Source organism: Burkholderia sp. Bp9099 (genome assembly GCF_003857805.1).
Lineage (GTDB): Bacteria > Pseudomonadota > Gammaproteobacteria > Burkholderiales > Burkholderiaceae > Burkholderia.
This window is the reverse complement of sequence record NZ_QTPU01000007.1, coordinates 149,257-170,219: the sequence shown is the minus strand read 5'-3', so window position 1 is coordinate 170,219 and position 20,963 is coordinate 149,257. Positions and strand designations below refer to the sequence as shown.

At 67.0% G+C, this 20,963-nt stretch carries 18 protein-coding genes; 7 read left to right on the top strand and 11 right to left on the bottom strand.

The window, feature by feature from the left end:
• Nucleotides 1–59 precede the first annotated feature (59 nt).
• Nucleotides 60–905 carry an NRDE family protein gene (locus DIE17_RS09930; RefSeq protein WP_124520189.1) on the top strand — a complete coding sequence of 282 codons (846 nt, stop codon included), beginning with the start codon at nt 60–62 and terminating at the stop codon, nt 903–905.
• A 28-nt stretch (nt 906–933) separates the two neighbouring features.
• Here DIE17_RS09930 and DIE17_RS09925 read toward each other — a convergent pair whose 3' ends face one another.
• The 5 genes from DIE17_RS09925 to DIE17_RS09905 all read right to left on the bottom strand — a co-directional run bounded on the left by DIE17_RS09925 (nt 934) and on the right by DIE17_RS09905 (nt 4,806).
• Complete coding sequence (locus tag DIE17_RS09925; RefSeq protein ID WP_124520187.1) at nt 934–1,374, bottom strand: GNAT family N-acetyltransferase; 441 nt, start codon at nt 1,372–1,374, stop codon at nt 934–936.
• Nucleotides 1,375–1,408: 34 nt separating this feature from the next.
• Nucleotides 1,409–2,368, bottom strand: coding sequence for an alpha/beta hydrolase (locus DIE17_RS09920; RefSeq protein WP_044843656.1), 960 nt, complete (start codon nt 2,366–2,368; stop codon nt 1,409–1,411).
• A 125-nt stretch (nt 2,369–2,493) separates the two neighbouring features.
• Entirely contained in the window at nt 2,494–2,973 is a 480-nt protein-coding gene (locus tag DIE17_RS09915; RefSeq protein ID WP_124520185.1) for a PaaI family thioesterase, read from the bottom strand.
• Nucleotides 2,970–3,284, bottom strand: a complete 315-nt coding sequence (locus DIE17_RS09910; protein ID WP_121858954.1) for a Dabb family protein — start codon at nt 3,282–3,284, stop codon at nt 2,970–2,972. Before DIE17_RS09910 ends, DIE17_RS09915 begins: the two co-directional genes overlap by 4 nt.
• Before the next feature lie 400 nt (nt 3,285–3,684).
• Nucleotides 3,685–4,806 carry a sensor histidine kinase gene (locus tag DIE17_RS09905; RefSeq protein ID WP_124520232.1) on the bottom strand — a complete coding sequence of 374 codons (1,122 nt, stop codon included), beginning with the start codon at nt 4,804–4,806 and terminating at the stop codon, nt 3,685–3,687.
• Nucleotides 4,807–5,665: 859 nt separating this feature from the next.
• Between DIE17_RS09905 and DIE17_RS09900 the strand changes: the two genes are divergently transcribed.
• The gene (locus tag DIE17_RS09900; RefSeq protein ID WP_124520231.1) at nt 5,666–7,825 is read left to right on the top strand and encodes a hypothetical protein; all 2,160 of its coding nucleotides are present in this window, start codon (nt 5,666–5,668) and stop codon (nt 7,823–7,825) included.
• A gap of 130 nt (nt 7,826–7,955) precedes the next feature.
• Here the strand turns inward: DIE17_RS09900 and DIE17_RS09895 are convergent, their stop codons facing one another.
• The 5 genes from DIE17_RS09895 to DIE17_RS09875 all read right to left on the bottom strand — a co-directional run bounded on the left by DIE17_RS09895 (nt 7,956) and on the right by DIE17_RS09875 (nt 15,490).
• Entirely contained in the window at nt 7,956–9,356 is a 1,401-nt protein-coding gene (locus DIE17_RS09895; RefSeq protein ID WP_124486247.1) for a sensor domain-containing diguanylate cyclase, read from the bottom strand.
• Nucleotides 9,357–9,674: 318 nt separating this feature from the next.
• Entirely contained in the window at nt 9,675–10,853 is a 1,179-nt protein-coding gene (locus tag DIE17_RS09890) for an acetyl-CoA C-acyltransferase (protein WP_124520084.1), read from the bottom strand.
• A gap of 49 nt (nt 10,854–10,902) precedes the next feature.
• The gene (gene pncA, locus DIE17_RS09885) at nt 10,903–11,535 is read right to left on the bottom strand and encodes a bifunctional nicotinamidase/pyrazinamidase (protein WP_124920791.1); all 633 of its coding nucleotides are present in this window, start codon (nt 11,533–11,535) and stop codon (nt 10,903–10,905) included.
• A 43-nt stretch (nt 11,536–11,578) separates the two neighbouring features.
• The gene (locus DIE17_RS09880) at nt 11,579–13,663 is read right to left on the bottom strand and encodes a 3-hydroxyacyl-CoA dehydrogenase NAD-binding domain-containing protein (protein ID WP_124920790.1); all 2,085 of its coding nucleotides are present in this window, start codon (nt 13,661–13,663) and stop codon (nt 11,579–11,581) included.
• 183 nt (nt 13,664–13,846) lie between these two features.
• Nucleotides 13,847–15,490 carry a 3-(methylthio)propionyl-CoA ligase gene (locus DIE17_RS09875; RefSeq protein ID WP_124520080.1) on the bottom strand — a complete coding sequence of 548 codons (1,644 nt, stop codon included), beginning with the start codon at nt 15,488–15,490 and terminating at the stop codon, nt 13,847–13,849.
• A 164-nt stretch (nt 15,491–15,654) separates the two neighbouring features.
• On the opposite strand from DIE17_RS09875, the gene DIE17_RS09870 reads away from it, so the two are divergent.
• The 5 genes from DIE17_RS09870 to DIE17_RS09850 all read left to right on the top strand — a co-directional run bounded on the left by DIE17_RS09870 (nt 15,655) and on the right by DIE17_RS09850 (nt 19,450).
• Nucleotides 15,655–17,223, top strand: a complete 1,569-nt coding sequence (locus DIE17_RS09870) for a protein adenylyltransferase SelO (protein ID WP_124520078.1) — start codon at nt 15,655–15,657, stop codon at nt 17,221–17,223.
• A 29-nt stretch (nt 17,224–17,252) separates the two neighbouring features.
• Nucleotides 17,253–17,684 (top strand): peptide-methionine (R)-S-oxide reductase MsrB, encoded by a 432-nt coding sequence (gene msrB / locus DIE17_RS09865; RefSeq protein ID WP_059529717.1) that lies wholly within the window; start codon nt 17,253–17,255, stop codon nt 17,682–17,684.
• 124 nt (nt 17,685–17,808) lie between these two features.
• On the top strand, nt 17,809–18,339 hold the full coding sequence (locus tag DIE17_RS09860) for a septation protein A (protein WP_006753406.1): 531 nt from the start codon (nt 17,809–17,811) through the stop codon (nt 18,337–18,339).
• 1 nt (nt 18,340) lies between these two features.
• A complete protein-coding gene (locus tag DIE17_RS09855) occupies nt 18,341–18,649 on the top strand; it encodes a BolA family transcriptional regulator (protein ID WP_124486242.1) in 309 nt (102 codons plus the stop codon).
• Nucleotides 18,650–18,667: 18 nt separating this feature from the next.
• Nucleotides 18,668–19,450: a peptidylprolyl isomerase gene (locus DIE17_RS09850; protein WP_044843666.1), complete on the top strand. Its 783-nt coding sequence runs from the start codon at nt 18,668–18,670 to the stop codon at nt 19,448–19,450.
• A 182-nt stretch (nt 19,451–19,632) separates the two neighbouring features.
• On the opposite strand, the gene DIE17_RS09845 is transcribed toward DIE17_RS09850, so the two are convergent.
• Nucleotides 19,633–20,802 carry an acyltransferase gene (locus DIE17_RS09845; protein WP_124520076.1) on the bottom strand — a complete coding sequence of 390 codons (1,170 nt, stop codon included), beginning with the start codon at nt 20,800–20,802 and terminating at the stop codon, nt 19,633–19,635.
• Between the last annotated feature and the right edge of the window lie 161 nt (nt 20,803–20,963).

The following is a 20,963-nucleotide window of genomic DNA, read 5'->3' as shown; positions in this document are numbered from 1 at the left end:
CGCACGCCGGCTCGCACGATGCAGCCGGCGCCCGATGTTTCCTGCGAGAGATTCCCCCGATGTGTCTGATTGCCTTCGACTGGCAGCCCGATGCCGCCGCCGGTCCCGTCTTTACCCTGACCGCCAACCGCGATGAATTCTTTCGCCGTACGAGTGCGCCGCTTTCGTGGTGGGAGGATGTGCCGGGCGTGCTGGCCGGCCGCGATCTCGAAGCGGGCGGCACGTGGCTCGGCGTATCGCGCGACGGCCGCTTCGCGGCGCTGACCAATTACCGCGCGCCGTTCGACATTCGCGCGGGCGCGCCGACCCGCGGCAAGCTCGTGTCCGATTTCCTCCGCGGCCCGTCCGTCGCGCCGCTCGACTATCTCGGCGAGCTGGCCGAGCACGCGGCCGTGTACAACGGCTTCAACCTGCTGGTCGGCGACTGGAAGCGGCGCGAGCTCGCGTGGTTCTGCAACCGCGCGGCCGAAGGCGAAACCCGCGTCGCCGCGCCGGTCGCGATCGCCGCCGGCGTGCATGCGCTGTCGAATGCCCGGCTCGATACGCCCTGGCCGAAAGTCGTGCGCAAGCGCGCGGAACTCGGCACGCTGCTGACCGACAACCCAGCCCCGTCGCTCGACGAGCTGATCGAGCTGATGCGCGATCCGCATGTCGCGGACGACGACGCGCTGCCGCACACCGGCATTCCGATCGAGCGCGAGCGTGCGCTGTCGGCCGCGTTCATCGAGACACCCGAATACGGCACGCGCGGCACGACCGCGCTGCGCGTGACGATGAAGGAAGGCGTGCGCTTGACGGTCGACATCAAGGAACGCTGCGACGACGACGGCTCGCACCGCACCGTTCGCCCGGGCAGTTTCGAGCGCGCGTTCACGTTCGACATCGACGCGACGCCGCCGCGCTGAGCCAGCGGCGGGGGCGGCGCGGGCGGCGCTACGGCGCGCGCGCCATCTCGACGTGCGGCACGCCGATTTCGACGAACGGCTCGCCGATCGCCGCGAAGCCGTGCCGCACGTAGAACGACACCGCGGCATCCTGCGCGTAAAGCCGCACGACCGGCTCGCCGCGATGCCGCGCCGCGTCCAGCAACGCATGCAGCACGGCCGATCCGGCGCCCTGCCCGCGCGCGTCGGCCAGCACCGCGACGCGGCCGATCGTGCCGGTGCGCAGCAACCGTCCCGTCGCGACCGCGCGGCGTGAGCCGGTCGCCGCATCGACCCGGTAGGCAACCGCGTGCAACGACAGCGGATCCTCGTCGTCCAGTTCCCATTCCGGCGGAATCCGCTGCTCGCGCACGAACACCGCATCGCGAATCCGTGCGGCATCGCCACCCAGCACGGCCCAGTCGCCCGTTTCCACCCAGCCGTCGGTCATCGCTTCCTCCGCGCGGCGCCGGGCGCCGCCGCCGTCAAACGTCGTCGAATGCGGCCCTGAGCGCCGCCACCGCGTCGGCATGCGCGGCCCGCACCTCCGGCACGTAGCCGCCCATCTTGAAGAACTCGTGGATCATCCCCGGATAGCAGACCAGCGTAACCGTATTGCCGGCCGCGCGCAGCTTGTCCGCGTACGCGGCGCCCTCGTCGCTCAGCGGATCGTATTCGGCCGTCGCGATCCAGGCCGGCGCGACACCGGCGAACGACGGCGCGTCGCGCGTGCCGTCGAGCGGCGCGAAGCGCCAGTCGTCGCGGTCGGACCGATCGCGCAAGTATTGCGTGAAGAACCACTGGATCGTGTCCTGCGTCAGCAGGTAGCCGTTCGCGAGCCGTCCGTGGGATTCGGTGTCCTGGTGCCCCGTCACGCCCGGATAGATCAGCAGTTGCAGCGCAAGCCCGATGCCCGCGTCGCGCGCGAGCACCGCGCAGACCGTCGCGAGCGTGCCGCCCGCGCTGTCGCCGCCGACCGCGAGCCGCGTCGCATCGATGCCGAATGCGGCGGCCTCGCGATGCAGCCAGCGCAATGCGTCGTCGGCGTCGTTCACCGCGGTCGGGAACCGGTGTTCGGGCGCAAGCCGGTAGTCGACCGACAGCACCGCGCATTGCGCGTCGCGCGCGAACATCCGGCACAGCGCGTCGTGCGTATCGACGCTGCCGACCGTGAAGCCGCCGCCGTGGTAATAGACGAGCGCCGGCAGCGGTTCGGCGAGGCTCGGCTCGACCGGAAGGTACAGCCGCGCGCCGATCGAGCGGCCGTCGCGCGTCGGCACGACGCAGGCCTCGACCGAATGCATCGGCGCCGGCGCGACGTCGAGGATCGGCGCGCTCTTCTCGTACGCGGCGCGCGCCTGCTGCGCCGTCTGGTGGTGATAGGACGGACGTTTCGCGCGCTCGACCATGTCGAGCACCTGGGCAATCTTCGGATTCAGCGGCATCGGTGAGGACGGCGCGGGCGGCGCCGTGAGCGGACAAGCGTCACATGATGCCACGCCGCGCGGTGCCGGGCCGCCACGCAAAACGGCCCTGCCGGTGAAAAGGCAGGGCCGTTCGTCGAGGGCGCTTACGCGTCACTCGGGCCGGGCTGCGCATCCGGCGCGGTGCGGGTGCGTTGCCGCTTGATGTCGCGGCCCACCGCGAGCCGCCGCATGTACTTGAACGTGCCGAGCGCCTTCGCGACGAAGTTGCCGTCGCTGTCGCGCACTTCGCCTTCGCAATACGCCATCGTCGTCGAACGATGCATCACGCGTCCGTATGCGCGCAACTCGCCGCGCCCGGGCTGCATGAAGTTCACCTTCATCTCGACCGTGACGACGCCGACGCCGTCGTCGGTCAGGCTGCGCGCGGCCATCGCGAGCGCGATGTCAGACAGCGTCATCGTCACGCCGCCGTGCGCGATGCTCCACGTGTTCATGTGCCGCTCGTCGAGCGGCAGCACGATCTCGCTCGCACCATCCTTCGCGGACACGAGCCGCACGCCGAGCAGGTCGACGAACGGGCTTTCGATCGACGGACCGTCCGCCGGGGATGTCGCGTCGCTCATCGTGCGCTGTCGGACAGGTAGTCGACGCACTGGCGCGATTCGGCCACCGCCACGATGAACTTCTTCACTTCCTGGTGAACCGGGTGCACCTGATACGCATCGAGCGCGGCCTGGTCCGTGAAATCGGACACGAGCACGACGTCGGACGTCGCTTCGAGGCCCGGCGTCGCGATGCCGACGTCGAGTTGCAGGATGCCCGGCACGAGGTCGCGGCAGCCTTCGAGCTTTTCCTTCAGCTTCAGCGCGTTCTGCGCGCGCGTGCCGCCTTCGGCCGATTCCTTCAGCTTCCACATGACGATATGTCTGATCACTTCCGTTGCTCCTGTTCGTGTTGGTTCGGCGGTTCGCCCAGAACCCTTGTCAGCCGGGCGTTACACAGCCCGTTCATCGTTCGCTCGCGTTCGTCGAAATCGCGTCCGGCCGGGAAAAAAGCGGGTATCCAAGCCGGGACGAGTTCAAGACGCCAACCACGATACCCGCTTTTTCACCGTGCCACTTGCGGATGTCACGATCCGCTAGCGAAAGCAGGCAACAAGCGTACCAAACTCACCGGCGCGAATGGACGGCATCTTGAGATGCACCCATCTGGCTAGAAGCGCTGGCGGTATCGATACGGGATTGCCGGAAAGGGGATCGTACTCGCGATCGGCGAATCGCCCTCCGCATTCCGGTTGTAAGCCCCCATGGCTGGCCGCCATCGCGAACCACGGTTCACGCGCCTCTTGGCAGGCGCACCTCGAATACTGTTTCCGTCGGATCGGACCGCGCGTCAATACGGCCGTGATGTGCCTTGGCGATTTCGCTGGCGATGTACAAGCCGAGCCCCAACCCGACATCGTCACTCGCACTTGCCGATTGGTCGGCTCCGCGCTGAAGGGGGTCGAAAATGCGCTCAAGCGTGAGTCGGTCCATCGCCGGCCCTCTATTCCCAACCTCGATGAGCACTTCCTTGTCAGCCGATACCGCCGTCACCCGTACCGGCGTTTTGGACGCGCCATACTTGATCGCGTTGCTCACCAAATTACTCAGCAATTGCTGCATGCGCTGATCGTCCCAGTCCCCCCGGAGGTCGCCGCTTACGTCGACCTCGATTTCCCGATCCGGATGAGCCGCCCGCAGTTCGTCGACCACATTGGCGAGCACACGTGCGAGATCGACATTGCGCGGAACAACGTTGATGCCCAGCCCGAGCTGGGTTCGATTGAAATCGCAGAGATCGTCAAGGAGCCCTTGCATGCGCCCCCCGCTTCTGATCAGCCGGGCCGCGGCCTCCGATACTTCCTCTCCCGCATTGAGCGCCGCCAGATAAGTCGCCGTGATCTGAATGGTCTGCAGCGGCGTGCGCATGTCGTGACCCAGCATGCCCAACAACAAGTTGCGAGCCTGCTCGACCTGCTCGGTAAAGAAAGCGACTGATTCCGCGAGCGCCTGATCGATCGCCTCGTTGAAACGAATCATGTCGTCCATGTGAGGCAGCCCCGGCTGGCACTCGTCGATCCACAGGCGCAGCACACTCGCACGCAGCGCCCGATACTCGGCCGCCAGCTGATTGATGTTGAAACCTCGTCGGGCGCGCAGCACGGCATGCGTCTGCGCGGCGGTTTCCGTGGCGTTCACCGGCTCGGGCGCGCGCCCGAGCGATTTTTCGTGTTGCTCGTCCCGCGTTTGCGGGGTGCCGATGTCCTTGGCCACGGCCTCCAGGATCTGCCGTGAATGGTCGCGTAGCGCGAACGAGTCCATGCCCCTTGCGGCTGGTAACAGCGTGGCGGCAAACGCTTCCCACTGCACCAGGATCGACTCCATGTTCCGCACGATGAAATCAGCTAGTCGCATGTCGCCCCACATAACGAAATGAACGGTGGATGCTCTTGTGATACCGCACGAGATCACGCGAATACCACCGATCGAAGGCGCTTGCATGGCACGCCGCGCGCAAAGCCGTCGTCAGGTGCCCTCTATCGTATGGTGATTTGCCCGGCCCCAAGACGGGCCAGCGCGCGAAGCCGCAATCGCTAATGTGCAACAACTCGTGGTAACGCGAACTTCGTGGTTACCCGTCAAAGGCGCGGCTACGCCTGGCCATCAAAGCAACTTTCACGACCTGTGCTTCGCGATTCTTCGAATCGGCCATTGCCGCGCCCGCCACCGATCCCTTCGCACAACGGTCATGACGGACGACACTGCAGTCGCCATGCGTTCCAGCATTGCCGATTAATCTTCGATTTGAAGCGCCATTTCGGATCAATCGACCGGTCGTTATCCAGATTCATTATTCATTTCGACGGAATTGCATCTTTTACCGGCTCACCGGGTAATAATTACGAAAATCAAATAAAACACATCGAAATTGATCGAACCTGATTGACTTTGGCTTTCATGAAAATCTAGAATCCCCTACAACATCTTTCATCTGATTTTTCCAGCACCGGCAGAGCCTCATCCTTCGCCTGCCGAAAGCGCTCTCCATCGACTTCACCCGTTTCGTAACGGGTGGTGTGGGCTATCGTTTTCCATATTCAGCCTTTATCGCCCCCCGATTAAGAAACGGTTCAATTCGCCCCGCAAGCATCACATCACGATTAATCCGGGCATTTTCAGAATGCCTGCGACGCAGAACGAAGCGGATCGAGCCGTCCGCTCATCCGGGCATTTCGATAAAAAAATCGCAGTCGTCAGGAGGGTCGTCATGAACGTGCATCGCTTCACGAAATCGCTGTGTCTGGGATTCGTCTGCGCCGGCCTGCTGGCCGCCTGCAACGACGACGACGTCCATTCGAACGACACGCCGCCCTCTTCCAGCGCTGCACTGTCGTTCCGCATGGACGCCGGCGGGCAGATCAACGCTTTCTACCGACAGGACAAGGTCGCCGCCCATCTGCTGGTGCGCTCGTCGACGAAGCCGCGCCTGCTTGTCGTGTTTCCGGCCGGCAACAGCGGCACCGGGCTGTGGTTCGACGACACTGCGCAGCCGGTGAACTGGAGCCTCGACACGCCACCGTCCGCACTGTCGGCACCCGACCCGCACGGCCGCCCGCTGTACGGCATCGGCGCCGACGTGTCGGTCGACACCGACACGCTGACGATCCGCCAGGGCGTGCTCAGCAACGTGCGCTTCCTGCGCGACTTCAACGGCGGCGCAACGATCCCGCCGGAGATCGTCACCGCCCCGACGATCCAGGGCAGCGCCGCGCAATGGCAGCGCGACCGGCTCGACGGCGCCCCCGGCTACGCACTGCGCATCACGCTGCGTGACGGCGGCAGCATCGCGACGGCCGCGGACGGCAAGCTGGTGCTGCGCGCGGCGGCCGGTACGCGCACGCTGAAGCTGCATGTCGACGCGCTGTCGGGTGAGACGCCGATGTCGCCGATCACGCGCGCCGACCTGCTCGCCCCGTCCGCGAATCCGGACCCGGTCAGCCAGAACGTGCTCGAATTCCTGAGCTTCCACGACAAGCTGCTGGCCGGCTCGTGGCAGTACGACACCTATTTCGGCCGCGACACGCTGATTTCGGTGCGCATGCTGATGCCGGTGCTCGAACCGGCGGCGATCGAGGCCGGCCTGACGTCGGTACTGAACCGCCTGTCGAACGACGGCAAGGTCGCGCACGAGGAAGGCATCGGCGAATTCGCACTGGTCGACAACACGAAGCACGGCCGGCCGAACGATGCGACGCCGACCTACGACTACAAGATGATCGACAGCGACTACCTGCTCGCGCCGATCGCGGCGGCGTGGCTGATCGACGACACGCGCGGCCAGGCGCGCGCGGCCGCCTATCTCGCGCAGCGCGGCGGCGACGGTCACACCAATGGCAGCCGGCTCGTCGTCAACCTGCTGCACGTCGCGGCGACCGCGCAGCCGTTCGCGCAGCAGCCGTCGGTTGCGAACCTGATCCACCTGCGGCCCGGCGAGATCGTCGGCAACTGGCGCGACAGCACCGACGGGCTCGGCGGCGGCGTCTATCCGTACGACGTGAACGCGGTGCTCGTGCCGGCCGCGCTGCGCGCGGCGAACGCGTTCCTCACGCGCGGCCTGCTCGATCCGTACCTGGACGCCGGGCAACGCGCGGCACTCGCGAACACGGCGGCCGAAGCGGCCACGTGGGAACAGCAAGCGCCACCGCTGTTCCAGGTGAGCGTGCCGGCCGCACAGGCGACGACCGACGTGTCGGCGTATGCGCCGTCGGCCGGCGTACCGGCCGGCACCGCGCCGGGCGCGCCGCTCACGTTCTACGCGTTGTCGCTCGACCAGCAGGGCACGCCGGTTCCGGTGATGAATTCCGACGGCGGCTTCGCGCTGCTGTTCGGCACGCCGCCGGACGACGAACTCCAGCGCATCGTCGCCGACGTCACGCGGCCCTTCCCGACCGGGCTCGTCACCGATGTCGGGATGGTGATCGCGAATCCCGCGTATGCGAGCCAGGAACTGTGGCCGAAGTTCACGAGTTCCGCGTATCACGGCACCGTGATCTGGTCGTGGCAGCAGGCGATGTGGGTCGCCGGGCTCGATCGGCAACTCGCGCGCCAGGATCTGTCGGACACGACGCGCGCGCTGCTGACGCAGGCACGGCAGACGATCTGGCAAGTGATCTCGAACGGGCGCGACATGCGCACGTCGGAGATGTGGACGTGGTCGTACGTGAACGGCCGGTATCAGACCGACGCGTTCGGCACGCGCAGCGCGGACGCGACCGAGGCCAATGCGGCGCAGCTGTGGAGTACGACGTATCTCGCGATTCGTGATCCGCAACTGCGGACCGGCAAGTACTGGTGGCAGGCGATGGAGCGGATGAAGGATGTGCAGCCACAGCAGGCGGCGGCCATCGCGGCTCGCCAGACGATGCGCCAATGAAACGAAAGCCCCGCACGCATATTCGCGTACGGGGCTTCATTCAGGCCGGACGCAAACCGCGCGGACATCGCATCGCGCCGCCATTGCGCTGCATCCGCGCCCACCACGCCGCCGGATGCCCGCTCGTCCGTCAGTGCGCGACCACGCGATTGCGCCCGTCCCGCTTCGCCTGATACAAGCGTTCATCGACCGCGCGCAACAACGCATCGACCGTCCCGCCGTCGACCCCATACTGCGCGACGCCGACGCTGACCGTCACCTGCACGCGCTTGAAATCCAGCCCGAACGGCGAACTCGCGATCGACGAACGCACGCGCTCGGCCGTCATGCGCGCGCCCTCGAGCGGCATCTCGGGCAACAGCGCCATGAACTCCTCGCCGCCGACTCGCGCGAGCGCACCGGCCGGACGTATCGCCTCGAGACACTGGCGCACGACGCCGCGCAGCACCTCGTCGCCGATCTGGTGCCCGTATGCATCGTTGATGTTCTTGAAGTTGTCGAGATCGAGCGCGAGCAGGCAAAACGGCGTGCCGTCGCGTTCCGCGCGCACGATCTCGCGCTCGACTTGCGCGATGAACTGGCGACGGTTGGACGCGCCCGTCATCGGATCGGTCGCGGCCATGTATTCGAGCTTCTGGTTCGTGCGGCGCAGTTCCTGCAACGCACTCTCGGTGCGCGCCATCGATTCCGACAGCCGGCTCATCAGGTCTTCCTGGCTGTAGATCGCCGAGAACGAGCGCGTCGTCTGCAGCGCCTGCACGACGCCGTAGCTGAGCAGGAAGAACCCGCCCGCGAAGATGGCATGCGCGAGCCACCACATGTGATTCCACGGCTTGCCGAGGATGAACGCGAGCGACGACAGCGCGAACGCCATGATCGACACGCCGTAGATCACCATCAGCGGCGAGCGGATGCGCCGCGCGAGCAGCACGCCGACGTTCAGCAGCGAAAACACCAGCGCGCCGCCTTCCATCGACAGCCGCGTACCCGGCGCGCCGGCGACCGGCGAATAGGCGATGTACGCAACCGCCACGTTGATGGTCACGAACAACCCGACCCACGGCAGCCACGTGCGCGCGCGCGTACGCTTCTCCACCCGATCGGGCGGCTGCGAATACGACAGCAGGCCCGTGAGCAGCAGGATCGACATCACGAGGCGCGAGGCGGGCCCGTACAGCAGGAACAGCCAGATGTTGTGGTGCGCCATCCCGGTGAACAGACCGTGCAGCGCGTAGATCATCGCGAAGCCGAGAAAGCCGAGCGTCAGCCAGCGCAGCAGCGGCTCGCCGGACGATCGGTAGCACACCCACGTCACGTAGGTGACGAACGCACCTTCGAGGGTCGCGGCCGCGATCGCGATTTCATGGAATGCGTGGTTCTCGAACACGACGTGCGGGTCGCTGAAGAACCACAGATAGGCAATCAGATAGGCCGGCAGCAATGCAAAACCGACCAGCAGGCATTTCGCGTAGAGCCTCGCGGCCGCGCTGACGACGCGCGGCGGTTCCCCGGCTGCATAGGTCGTGCTCAATTTGGTCCCCGTTTCGGTCTGCTGCGTGGTTCGAACGCCCACGGTGCCGGAAACGCGCGATGCATCGTCTTCGCCGGCTACCGGAAACGCGTTACGTGCGCCGGTACGACGCACGCGTTGGCCCATCCCGCCGAAAGGCAAATGTCAGAGCAAGTATAGGTGCGGCAAATCGTTTGACAAGTAAGGGGAAACGGCAGCATCGAATGCATGGCGTTTGCTTCCTTTCCCTTACGAATCGCCCACGGATTTCGCCGATTCGCATTGCGGCCGCAGCTTCGGTCCCCCGAAAGCCGCGGCCGCCCCGCCCGCGCACAAATATCAGACGATTTCGAACAGGCCGGCAGCCCCCTGCCCGCCGCCGATGCACATCGTGACGACCACGTATTTCACGCCGCGCCGCTTGCCTTCGATCAGCGCATGGCCGGTCAGGCGCGCACCCGACACGCCGTACGGATGGCCGACCGCGATCGCGCCGCCGTTCACGTTCAGGCGCTCGTCAGGAATCCCGAGCGTGTCGCGGCAGTACAGCACTTGCACCGCGAACGCTTCGTTGAGCTCCCACAGGCCGATGTCGTCGACCTTCAGCCCCGCCTGCTTCAGCAGCTTCGGCACCGCGAACACCGGGCCGATGCCCATCTCGTCCGGCTCGCAACCGGCGACCGCGAAACCGCGGAACACGCCGAGCGGCTGCAGCCCCTCGCGCTGTGCGACATCCGCGTTCATCACCACGCACGCCGACGCGCCGTCCGAGAACTGGCTCGCGTTGCCCGCGGTGATCACGCCGCCCGGCACGGCCGAACGGATCTTCGCTACGCCCTCGAGCGTCGTGTCGGGCCGGATGCCCTCGTCGGCCGACACCGTCACGTCCTGCGTGAACAGCCGGCCCGTCGCCTTGTCGGCGATGCCTGCCCGCACGGTGATCGGCACGATCTCGTCGTTGAAGCGCCCGGCTTCCTGCGCGGCCGCGGCGCGCAGTTGCGAGCGCACGCCGTACTCGTCCTGCCGCTCCTTCGCGATCCCGTAGCGCTTTGCGACGTTCTCGGCCGTCTGGAGCATGTTCCAGTAGATCTCCGGCTTGTGCTCGACGAGCCAGCCCTCCTGGATCATGTGCCGGTTCATCTCGTTCTGCACGCACGAGATCGATTCGACGCCGCCCGCGACATACACGTCGCCCTCGCCCGCGATGATCCGCTGTGCGGCGAGCGCGATGGTCTGCAGCCCGGACGAGCAGAAACGGTTCACCGTCATCCCCGGCACGCTCACCGGCAGCCCGGCGCGCAGCGCGATCTGCCGCGCGATGTTCGCGCCGGTCGCGCCTTCGGGGTTCGCGCAGCCCATGATCACGTCCTCGATGCGCGCGGGGTCCAGCTTCGCGCGTTCGAGCGCGGCCGCGACCACGTGGCCGCCGAGCGTCGCGCCGTGCGTCATGTTGAATGCTCCGCGCCACGATTTCGCGAGCGGCGTGCGTGCGGTCGATACGATTACGGCTTCGGTCATGCGAGTCTCCTTCGGTCCTGCTTGATGTTCTGCGTCGGATAGGAATGCGCTACGCCGTCGGGCGCGCGCCCGCGGACGTCACATGTGCGACGCCCGCCGCCTGCATCTGTTGCCATGCGTGCGCGAGCGACCCGTTCAGGTCGATCGCACGGCATGCGTCGTTGATCACGGCCGCCTCGAAGCCGGCCGCGCGCGCATCGAGCGCGGACCACGCGACGCAATAGTCGGTCGCGAGCCCGCAGCACCACACGCGCTTCGCGCCGAGCTCGCGCAGATAGCCGGCGAGCCCCGTGCGCGTCGTGCGATCGGCTTCGACGAACGCGGAATAGCTGTCGACCTGGGCGTCGTCGCCCTTGCGGATCACGAGCCGCGCGTGCGGAATGTCGAGGTCGCGATGCAGCGCCGCGCCCTCGGTGTCCTGCACGCAGTGCACGGGCCACAGCACCTGCTCGCCGTACGGCAGCGCGAGCGTGGAAAACGGCTCGCGGCCGGGATGGTTCGCCGCGAACGACACGTGTTCGCGCGGGTGCCAGTCCTGCGTCAGCACGACCTGGTCGAAGCGTTGCGCGAGCGCGTTGATCACCGGCACGACCGCGTCGCCGTCCGGCACCGCGAGTGCGCCGCCCGGCATGAAGTCGTACTGCACGTCGATCACGAGCAACACGTCGTCAGTGCGTTTCATTGCATTTCTCCTTGCAAGCCTGGCCGCGCGGTCACGCCGGCCGTCAGCCGTTGAACCCGCGCCCGGCCCTGGCGAGCTCGACGATCGACGGCGCGAGCTGCCACGCGTCGCCGTTCGGTGCGGCCGCATAGCGGCGGATCGCGCGCTCGACGTTGTAGAGGCCGACCATGTCCGCATACAGCATCGGGCCGCCCCGCCACAGCGGGAACCCGTAACCGGTCAGGTAGACCATGTCGATGTCGGATGCCTTCGACGCGATCTTCTCCTCGAGGATCTTCGCGCCTTCGTTGACGAGCGCGAACACGAGCCGCTCGACGATCTCGTCGTCGCCGATCTTGCGCCGCTCGACGCCGCGCTCCTTCGAATACGCGACAACCATCTCGTCGACGAGCGCCGACGGCTTCGCGTTGCGCTCGCCCGGCACGTAGTCGTACCAGCCGCCGCCCGTCTTCTGGCCGAAACGGCCCTGCTCGCACAGGCGGTCGGCGATCTTCGAGTAGTGCAGATCGGGTTTCTCGACGTAGCGGCGCTTGCGGATCGCCCAGCCGATGTCGTTGCCGGCGAGGTCGCTCATCCGGAACGGGCCCATCGCGAAACCGAACTTCTCGATCGCGCGATCGACCTGCGCGGGCAGCGCGCCTTCCTCGAGCATGAAGAGCGCCTGGCGGATGTACTGCTCGATCATCCGGTTGCCGATGAAGCCGTCGCACACGCCCGACACCACCGCCGTCTTGCGGATCTTCTTGGCGACCGCCATCACGGTCGCGAGCACGTCCTTCGCGGTCTGCGCGCCGCGCACGACCTCGAGCAGCTTCATCACGTTCGCCGGGCTGAAGAAGTGCATGCCGACCACGTCCTGCGGACGCTTCGTGAACGCGGCGATCTTGTCGACATCGAGCGTCGACGTGTTCGACGCGAGGATCGCACCGGGCTTCGCCACCGCGTCGAGCCGGCCGAACACCTGCTCCTTCACGCCGAGTTCCTCGAACACGGCCTCGACGATCAGGTCCGCGTCCTTCAGGTCGTCGTAGGACAGCGTCGGCGTGATCAGCGCCATGCGCGCGTCGAGCTTCTGCTGCGTGAGCTTGCCCTTCTTCACCTGCGCGTCGTAGTTCTTGCGGATCGTGGCGAGGCCGCGGTCGAGCGCGTCCTGCTTCGTCTCGAGCAGCGTGACGGGCAGGCCCGCGTTGACGAAGTTCATCGCGATCCCGCCGCCCATCGTGCCCGCGCCGATCACGCCGACGCGGCGGATCTCGCGCACCGGCGTATCGGCCGGCACGTCGGGAATCTTGCTCGCCGCGCGCTCGCCGAAGAACGCGTGCCGCAGCGCACGGCTTTCCGGCGTCATCATCAGCGCGACGAAACCGTCGCGTTCGGCGACGCTGCCCTTGTCGAAGCCGTTCAGCACGCCGGCCTCGATCGCGTCGATGCACTTGTGCGGCGCGGGGAAATTCGGGGCGGCGGCCCGCGCGGAATTGCGCGCGAACTGGATGAAGCCCGCAGCATTCTCGTGGACGATCTTGCGATCGCGCACGCGCGGATGCGGCCCCTGCTGCGCGCCGACCTTGCGCGCGAACGCGATGGCTGCGTCGAGCAGGTCGCCGTCGGCCATCGCGTCGAACAGCCCGCTGTTCGCGAGCTGTTCCGACGGCACCGGCGCGCCCGACACGATCATGTTCAGCGCGGTTTCGAGGCCCACCGCACGCGGCAGGCGCTGCGTGCCGCCCGCGCCCGGCAACAGGCCGAGCTTCACTTCGGGCAGCGCGACCTGCGCACCGGGCGCCGCGACGCGATAGTGCGCGCCGAGCGCGAGTTCCAGGCCGCCGCCCATCACGACGCTGTGCAGCGCCGCGACGACCGGCTTCGCGCTCGCCTCCACCGCGCGGATCACGGTGTGCAGCGTCGGCTCCTGCAAGGCCTTCGGGGTATTGAATTCGGTGATGTCGGCGCCGCCCGAGAACGCGCGGCCCGCGCCGGTCAGCACGATCGCCGTGACCGACGGATCCTGCGCGGCACGATCGAGCGCGTCCATGACGCCCTGGCGCGTCGACAGGCCAAGCCCGTTGACCGGCGGATTGTTGAGCGTGATGACGGCCACGCCGTCGCGAGTCGAGTAATCCACTGCCATCTGCCTGCCTCCATGCATCGCGCGCCGGGGTGGCTGCGCTTCATTGTGCGCGGTCGAACGGCCGCATGTCCGGATCGAACGGAGGCAGCATACAACGAAAAAGCACGGTCGTTCAATTTGAATTTGTTCACGATCCGGGGGCCGGATCGGGCGACCGCGCGGCGGGCCGTCGGCGGCCGCGGCTTACGGTGCGCAGCGCGCCGTCGGCAGCACGTAGTCGCGGAACGTCTCGCGCAGCTTCAGCTTCTGCAGCTTGCCGGTCGCGGTGTGCGGCAGCGATTCGACGAACACGACATCGTCGGGCACCCACCACTTCGCGACCTTGCCTTCGTAGAACGCGAGCAGCGCGTCGCGGGTCAGGTTCGCCCCCTCCCGCGGCACCACGACGAGCAGCGGACGCTCGGTCCATTTCGGGTGCGCGCACGCGATGCACGCGGCTTCGGCGACGCCCGGGTGCGCGATCGCGACGTTCTCGATGTCGATCGAGCTGATCCACTCGCCGCCGGACTTGATCACGTCCTTGCTGCGGTCGGTGATCTGCAGGAAGCCGTCTGGGTCGATCGTCGCGACGTCGCCGGTCGGGAACCAGCCGTCCGACAGCGGCGACGTATCGCCCTTGAAGTAGTGATCGATCACCCAGGGCCCGCGCACCTGCAGCTCGCCGAACGCGACGCCGTCCCACGGCAGTTCGCGGCCGTCGTCGCCGACGATCCGCATGTCGACACCGCAGATCACGCGCCCCTGCTTCTCCAGCAACCGGCGCTGCACGTCGAGCGGCCGCTGCGACTGCGCCCAGTTGAGCTTCGCGAGCGTGCCGAGCGGCGACAGCTCGGTCATTCCCCACGCGTGGATCACGCGCACGCCGTATTCGTCCTCGAACGTGCGCAGCATCGCGGGCGGGCACGCCGAACCGCCGATCACCGTGCGGTTCAGCGTCGAGAAGCGCACGCCGGCCTCGCGCATATAGTTCAGCAGCCCGAGCCACACGGTCGGCACGCCCGCGGAGAACGTCACGCGTTCGGCCTCCATCAGTTCGTACAGCGACTTGCCGTCGAGGTCCTTGCCGGGCAGCACCAGCTTGCCGCCGGTGAGCGGCACCGCGTACGGCAGCCCCCACGCGTTCACATGGAACATCGGCACGACGGGCAGCACCGCGTCCAGCGCCGACAGGTTCATCGCGTCGGGCAGCGCGGCGCCGTAGGCGTGCAGCACCGTCGAGCGATGTGAATACAGCACGCCCTTCGGATTGCCGGTCGTGCCCGACGTGTAGCACAGGCCGGACGCCTGCAGTTCGTCGAGGCGCGGCCAGTCGTAGCGGCCGTCCTCGGCGTCGACGAGCGTTTCGTAGCACAGGTACGGCGTCGCGCCGGACGGCAGGTGCGCGGCATCCGTCATCGCGATCCAGCCCTTCACGTTCGGGCACTGCGGCGCGATCGCGTCGACGAGCGGCGCGAAATTGATGTCGAAGAAGACGTAGCGGTCTTCCGCGTGATTGACGATGTAGGCGATCTGCTCGGGAAAGAGCCGCGGGTTGATCGTGTGGCACACGGCGCCCATCCCGCCGATTCCGTAGTACGCCTCCAGATGCCGGTAGCCGTTCCAGGCCAGCGTGCCGACACGATCGCCCGCTTCGACGCCGAGCCGTGCGAGCGCCTGCGCGAGGCGCTTCGCGCGCTGCTCGCAGTCGCGGTACGTGTAGCGATGCAGGTCGCCTTCCACGCGCCGCGACACGATCTCCGTGTCGCCCGCATAACGCGCGGCATGCGCGATCAGCGACGACACCAGCAACGGCATGTCCATCATCTGGCCCAGCAACGGCTTACCCATCGTCTTGTTCTCCCGGAAGGACGCGAATCGGTGACCAGCCTCGAAGCGATGCGCCAGCCTGCAACCCGTCCACGGCCCGGACCGGCCTGGCGCAAGGCGCGCGGGCCGCCATGCGGGCGGCGCGGCGCCGCCTTACAATATCGGCTTACCCAGAGGCGCTCAACATGTCGTTTTCCCGAAGCGCAGCCGCTACGGCTGACACTCTCCCCGACCTCGCCGCCACGCTCGGCGCGCCGGCCGTCGGCGCGTTCGTCGCACTCGGCGACGCGTTTCATACGCGGCTGCCGGCAGCACCCCTGCCCGCGCCGTACGTCGTCGGCTTTTCCGACGAAGTCGCGCGCCTGCTCGGCTTGCCGGCGTCGCTCGCCGCCCAACCCGGATTCGCCGAGCTGTTCGCCGGCAACCCGACGCGCGACTGGCCCGCGAGCGCGATGCCGTACGCGTCGGTGTATTCCGGCCACCAGTTCGGCGTATGGGCCGGCCAGCTCGGCGACGGCCGCGCGCTGACGATCGGCGAACTCGCCGGCAGCGACGGCCAGCGCTACGAACTGCAGATCAAGGGCGGCGGCCGCACGCCGTATTCGCGGATGGGTGACGGCCGCGCGGTGCTGCGTTCGTCGATCCGCGAATTCCTGTGTTCGGAAGCGATGCATCACCTCGGCATTCCGACCACCCGCGCGCTCACGGTGATCGGCTCCGACCAGCCGGTGGTGCGCGAGGAGATCGAGACGTCGGCCGTCGTCACGCGCGTGTCGGAGAGCTTCGTGCGCTTCGGCCACTTCGAGCACTTCTTCTCGAACGATCGCCCGGACCTGCTGCGCCAGCTCGCCGATCACGTGATCGAGCGCTTCTATCCCGCATGCCGCGACGCCGACGATCCGTACCTCGCGCTGCTCGAAGCCGCGACGCTGCGCACGGCCGACCTCGTCGCGCAGTGGCAGGCCGTCGGCTTCTGCCACGGCGTGATGAACACCGACAACATGTCGATCCTCGGCGTGACGATCGACTACGGCCCGTTCGGCTTCGTCGACGCGTTCGACGCGAACCACATCTGCAACCACTCCGACACGAGCGGCCGCTACGCGTACCGGATGCAGCCGCGCATCGCGCACTGGAACTGCTACTGCCTCGCGCAGGCGCTGCTGCCGCTGATCGGGCTGCAGCACGGCATCGCCGACGACGATGCGCGCGCCGAGCGCGCGGTCGACGACGCGCAGGCCGTGCTCGCGAAGTTTCCCGAACGCTTCGGTCCGGCGCTCGAGCGCGCGATGCGCGCGAAGCTCGGCCTCGAGCTCGAACGCGAGAACGACGCCGAGCTCGCGAACAAGCTGCTCGAAACGATGCACGCGAGCCATGCGGACTTCACGCTGACGTTCCGCCGGCTCGCGCAGATCTCGAAGCACGACGCGAGCCGCGACGCGCCGGTGCGCGACCTGTTCATCGATCGCGACGCGTTCGACGCATGGGCGAACCTCTACCGCGCGCGGCTGTCCGAGGAAACGCGCGACGACGCGGCCCGCGCGGCCGCGATGAATCGCGTGAACCCGAAATACGTGCTGCGCAACCATCTGGCCGAAGTCGCGATCCGGCGCGCGAAGGAAAAGGATTTTTCCGAAGTCGAACGACTCGCGCAGGTGCTGCGCCGCCCGTTCGACGAACAACCGGAACATGAAGCTTATGCGGCATTGCCGCCCGACTGGGCCGGGTCGCTCGAAGTGAGCTGCTCGTCGTGACCCGACCGACCGATCAGGAGAACTCCCACATGTCACACGATTCCGACGACAAGACCTTCCCGTACCAGAAGGACGACGCCGAACTGCGCCGCCGGCTCACGCCGATGCAGTACGAGGTCACGCAGCATGCGGCGACCGAGCGCGCCTTCACCGGTGAATACACCGACACCGAGGACGCCGGCATCTACAAGTGCGTCGTCTGCAGCACGCCGCTGTTCGAATCCGGCGCCAAGTTCCATTCGGGCTGCGGCTGGCCCAGCTACTTCAAGCCGCTCAACGGCGAGGTGATCGACGAGAAGATCGACCGCTCGCACGGAATGGTGCGCGTCGAGGTCCGCTGCAACCATTGCGGCGCGCATCTCGGCCACGTGTTCGAGGACGGCCCGCGCGACAAGACCGGTTTGCGGTACTGCATCAATTCGGCTGCGTTAAACTTCGAGTCCCGACCCGAAAACGAATGAGCGGCACCGGACGGATCGGTCGGACAGCCTGCTCGGCTGCCCCGATCCCGGACGGTGGCGCCCGGCGGGTCCCCACAACGGTGAAAGGCCGCGCGATGCGGCCTTTCACGCAGCTGCGAGCGCCATGAAATTCCTGTTCGATCTGTTTCCGATCATCCTGTTTTTCGCCGCCTTCAAGGTCTGGGGCATCTTCACCGCCACCGCCGTCGCGATCGTCGCGACGCTGGCCCAGGTCGCGTGGGTCGCCTTCCGGCACCGGAAGGTCGACACGATGCTGTGGGTCAGTCTCGGCGTGATCGTCGTGTTCGGCGGCGCTACCCTCGTCCTGCATGACGAGAAATTCATTCAATGGAAACCGACTGTGCTGTACTGGCTGTTTGCGATCGGGCTGCTCGCCGCGCGCTATGCGTTCGGCAACAACCTGATCGAGAAGATGATGGGCAAGCAGCTCACGCTGCCGCACCCCGTGTGGGACAAGCTGAACGTCGCATGGGCGCTGTTCTTCGCGGTGCTCGGCGTCGCGAACCTGTACGTGGTGCACAACTACACCGAATCGCAGTGGGTGAACTTCAAGCTGTTCGGCACGACGGGCGCGATGGTCGTGTTCATCATCCTGCAGAGCCTGTGGCTCACGAAGTACCTGAAGGACGAATGACATGACCGACGCTTTCCTCGACGCCTCGCCCGACGAACGCATCGCGCTGATCGAAGCGCGCCTGACCGCCGCGCTCGCGCCGCTGTCGCTCGCGGTGCGCGACGACAGCGCGCAGCACGCGGGTCACGCCGGCGCCGCTGCCGGCGGCCACTTCACGGTCACGATCGTGTCGGCCGCGTTCGCGGGCAAGCCGCGCGTCGCGCGGCACCGGCTGGTGTATGATGCGCTCGCTGATGCGATGCAGCGCGGCATTCACGCGCTCGCGATCGTGGCTTACACGCCCGAAGAATTCAACGAATCTTCAATCTAGTCTCAACAGGAATTCCCGATGATCCTGAAATCCCCCCGCCTGTGGGTCGCGGCGGCTGCTTTTGCAGCGGCACCGGCATTCGCCCAGAACATCGCCGTCGTCAACGGCACGCCGATTCCGAAGTCGCGCGCCGATGCGATGGTCGCGCAACTCGTCCAGCAAGGCCAGACCGACAGCCCGCAACTGCAGCAGGCCGTGCGCCAGGAACTCGTGAACCGCGAAATCCTGATGCAGGAAGCGATCCGCGAAGGCATCCCGAACCGCCCGGACGTGAAGGCGCAGGTCGCCGTCGCGCAGCAGACGGTCGTGCTGCGCTCGATGATCGAGAGCTTCCTGAAGAAGAACCAGCCGACCGACGCGGAAGTGAAGGCGCGTTATGACGACCTCGTGAAGGGTGCCGGCGGCAATCGCGAGTATCACCTGCACCACATCCTCGTCGACAGCGAGCAGCAGGCGAAGGACCTGATCGCGAAGATCAAGGGCGGCGCGAAGTTCGAGGACCTGGCGAAGCAATACTCGAAGGATCCGGGCTCGGGCAAGAACGGCGGCGACCTCGACTGGTCCGACCCGAAGGCGTACGTGCCGGAGTTCGCGGCCGCGGCGCAGAAGCTGCAGAAAGGCCAGATGACCGACGCGCCGGTGAAGACGCAGTTCGGCTGGCACATCATCCGTGTCGACGACGTCCGCGACATCGCCCCGCCGCCGTTCGACCAGGTGAAGGCGCAGATCGCGCAGCAGCTCGTGCAGCAGAAGCTGCAGGCGTTCGAGGAAGGCCTGCGCCAGCAGGCGAAAATCCAGTAACGTCGGCGACGATCGCCCACGCGAAGGCCGCTCCCTGGAGCGGCCTTTTTCATGCGCGCTTGCAGTGCGCGCCGAAGCGCAACCAACGCGTCGCCATCGTCACACGTATCGCGATCGCCGGCCCGTGCCGGCACTCGCACTCGCGCCGATCCCGACGTCAACGCCAGCGCATGCACATCGCGCTACGCCTTCGCCGGCGCCGCCGATTGCGCACGCGCCCGGTCGGTTGCGAACGTCCTCGCGAGCACGCCGAGTACCGGCTGCTCGATCAGCCGATACGCACCTGCCCCAACCACGGCGACGAGCGCGAGACCGCCCGCGACGATCCAGTCCGCACCGACCTGCTGCCCCACGCCGTGCTTGAGCGCCGTCGCGACGGCCGCCACGACGAAGTTGTGCGTCAGGTAGATCGAATACGACGCGTTGCCCAGCAACACCAGCGCGCTGTCCGCGACCGGTCGCACGTGGTCGATCAGCACCGCGCCCAGCACCAGCAGGAACGCCGGACCGCCGTAGACGAGCGCACGCGGCGCATGACCCACGAACAGCTCCATCGGCGGATTGCCCACACCGTCCGCGCCGGCCAGCGCCGCGCCGAGCAGCCCGAGCACACCCGCGACGACCAGCATCCGGCCGGCGGCCAGCATCGCGGCGGGCGTCCAGCGATCGCGCACGACCGCATACGCCGTCGCCGCGACGATGCCGAGCAGGAATTCGCCGATCAGTTGCGCGCCGGTCAGCATCGTGACCGACGTCGGCGCACCGAGCAGGTGGCAGGCCACGCCGACCGTCAGGAAGGCGGACGCGAGAAACGGCAGCAGCAGGCGGCGCAAGCCGAGCGCGATCGCCATGGCGAATGCGAGATAAAAGTAGATCTCGTAGCCGAGCGTCCAGCCCTGCTCCAGAAACGGCCGCCAGATACCGTCCGGATTCGCCGCCGGCCACAACAGGTACGAGCAGATCAGGTAATGGAGCGTCGCGTGATGACTCTTCAGCACGAGATGCGCGCTCCACATCGCCACGAGCGCGGTGGTCCACATCCAGTACAACGGATAGATCCGCAGCACCCGCCGCTTCAGGAACCGGCCGGCCGCGGCCCATCCGGCCGCATCGCGGCGATGCGTATGCAAGATGATGAAGCCGCTGATCACGAAGAACAGGTCGACGCCCGCATTGCCGATCGCCGCGAAATTGCCCGTGTTGATCCATGCGGGCGCATGGTGATAGAGCGGCATCGCGGCGGCGAAATGCCAGAACGCCACCAGCAGCGCCGCAACGGCCCGCAGGATCTGGATCGAGTGCAGTTGCGCGCGCGCCTCGCCTGCGCGGCCGCTGTTGCTGTCCGAATTCATTTCGATGACTCCCGTTGACGCGGACACCGTAGCAAGGGCGGACGATCCGCTGCGTGTGCCGGATCACTGAAACGCGATTGGCCGGCGCGATTGCGCCGGTCGGCGGGCGGGACAGGAAGAATGGATGACGAAAACGGCGCTACGCAAAGAAAAAGCCGCGT

Coding starts and splice junctions, on each gene's coding strand:
- DIE17_RS09930 (WP_124520189.1), top strand. CDS start 60: ATGTGTCTGATTGCCTTCGACTGGCAGCCCGATGCCGCCGCCGGTCCC.
- DIE17_RS09925 (WP_124520187.1), bottom strand. CDS start 1,374: ATGACCGACGGCTGGGTGGAAACGGGCGACTGGGCCGTGCTGGGTGGC.
- DIE17_RS09920 (WP_044843656.1), bottom strand. CDS start 2,368: ATGCCGCTGAATCCGAAGATTGCCCAGGTGCTCGACATGGTCGAGCGC.
- DIE17_RS09915 (WP_124520185.1), bottom strand. CDS start 2,973: ATGAGCGACGCGACATCCCCGGCGGACGGTCCGTCGATCGAAAGCCCG.
- DIE17_RS09905 (WP_124520232.1), bottom strand. CDS start 4,806: ATGCGACTAGCTGATTTCATCGTGCGGAACATGGAGTCGATCCTGGTG.
- DIE17_RS09890 (WP_124520084.1), bottom strand. CDS start 10,853: ATGACCGAAGCCGTAATCGTATCGACCGCACGCACGCCGCTCGCGAAA.
- pncA (WP_124920791.1), bottom strand. CDS start 11,535: ATGAAACGCACTGACGACGTGTTGCTCGTGATCGACGTGCAGTACGAC.
- DIE17_RS09880 (WP_124920790.1), bottom strand. CDS start 13,663: ATGGCAGTGGATTACTCGACTCGCGACGGCGTGGCCGTCATCACGCTC.
- DIE17_RS09875 (WP_124520080.1), bottom strand. CDS start 15,490: ATGGGTAAGCCGTTGCTGGGCCAGATGATGGACATGCCGTTGCTGGTG.
- DIE17_RS09870 (WP_124520078.1), top strand. CDS start 15,655: ATGTCGTTTTCCCGAAGCGCAGCCGCTACGGCTGACACTCTCCCCGAC.
- msrB (WP_059529717.1), top strand. CDS start 17,253: ATGTCACACGATTCCGACGACAAGACCTTCCCGTACCAGAAGGACGAC.
- DIE17_RS09860 (WP_006753406.1), top strand. CDS start 17,809: ATGAAATTCCTGTTCGATCTGTTTCCGATCATCCTGTTTTTCGCCGCC.
- DIE17_RS09855 (WP_124486242.1), top strand. CDS start 18,341: ATGACCGACGCTTTCCTCGACGCCTCGCCCGACGAACGCATCGCGCTG.
- DIE17_RS09850 (WP_044843666.1), top strand. CDS start 18,668: ATGATCCTGAAATCCCCCCGCCTGTGGGTCGCGGCGGCTGCTTTTGCA.
- DIE17_RS09845 (WP_124520076.1), bottom strand. CDS start 20,802: ATGAATTCGGACAGCAACAGCGGCCGCGCAGGCGAGGCGCGCGCGCAA.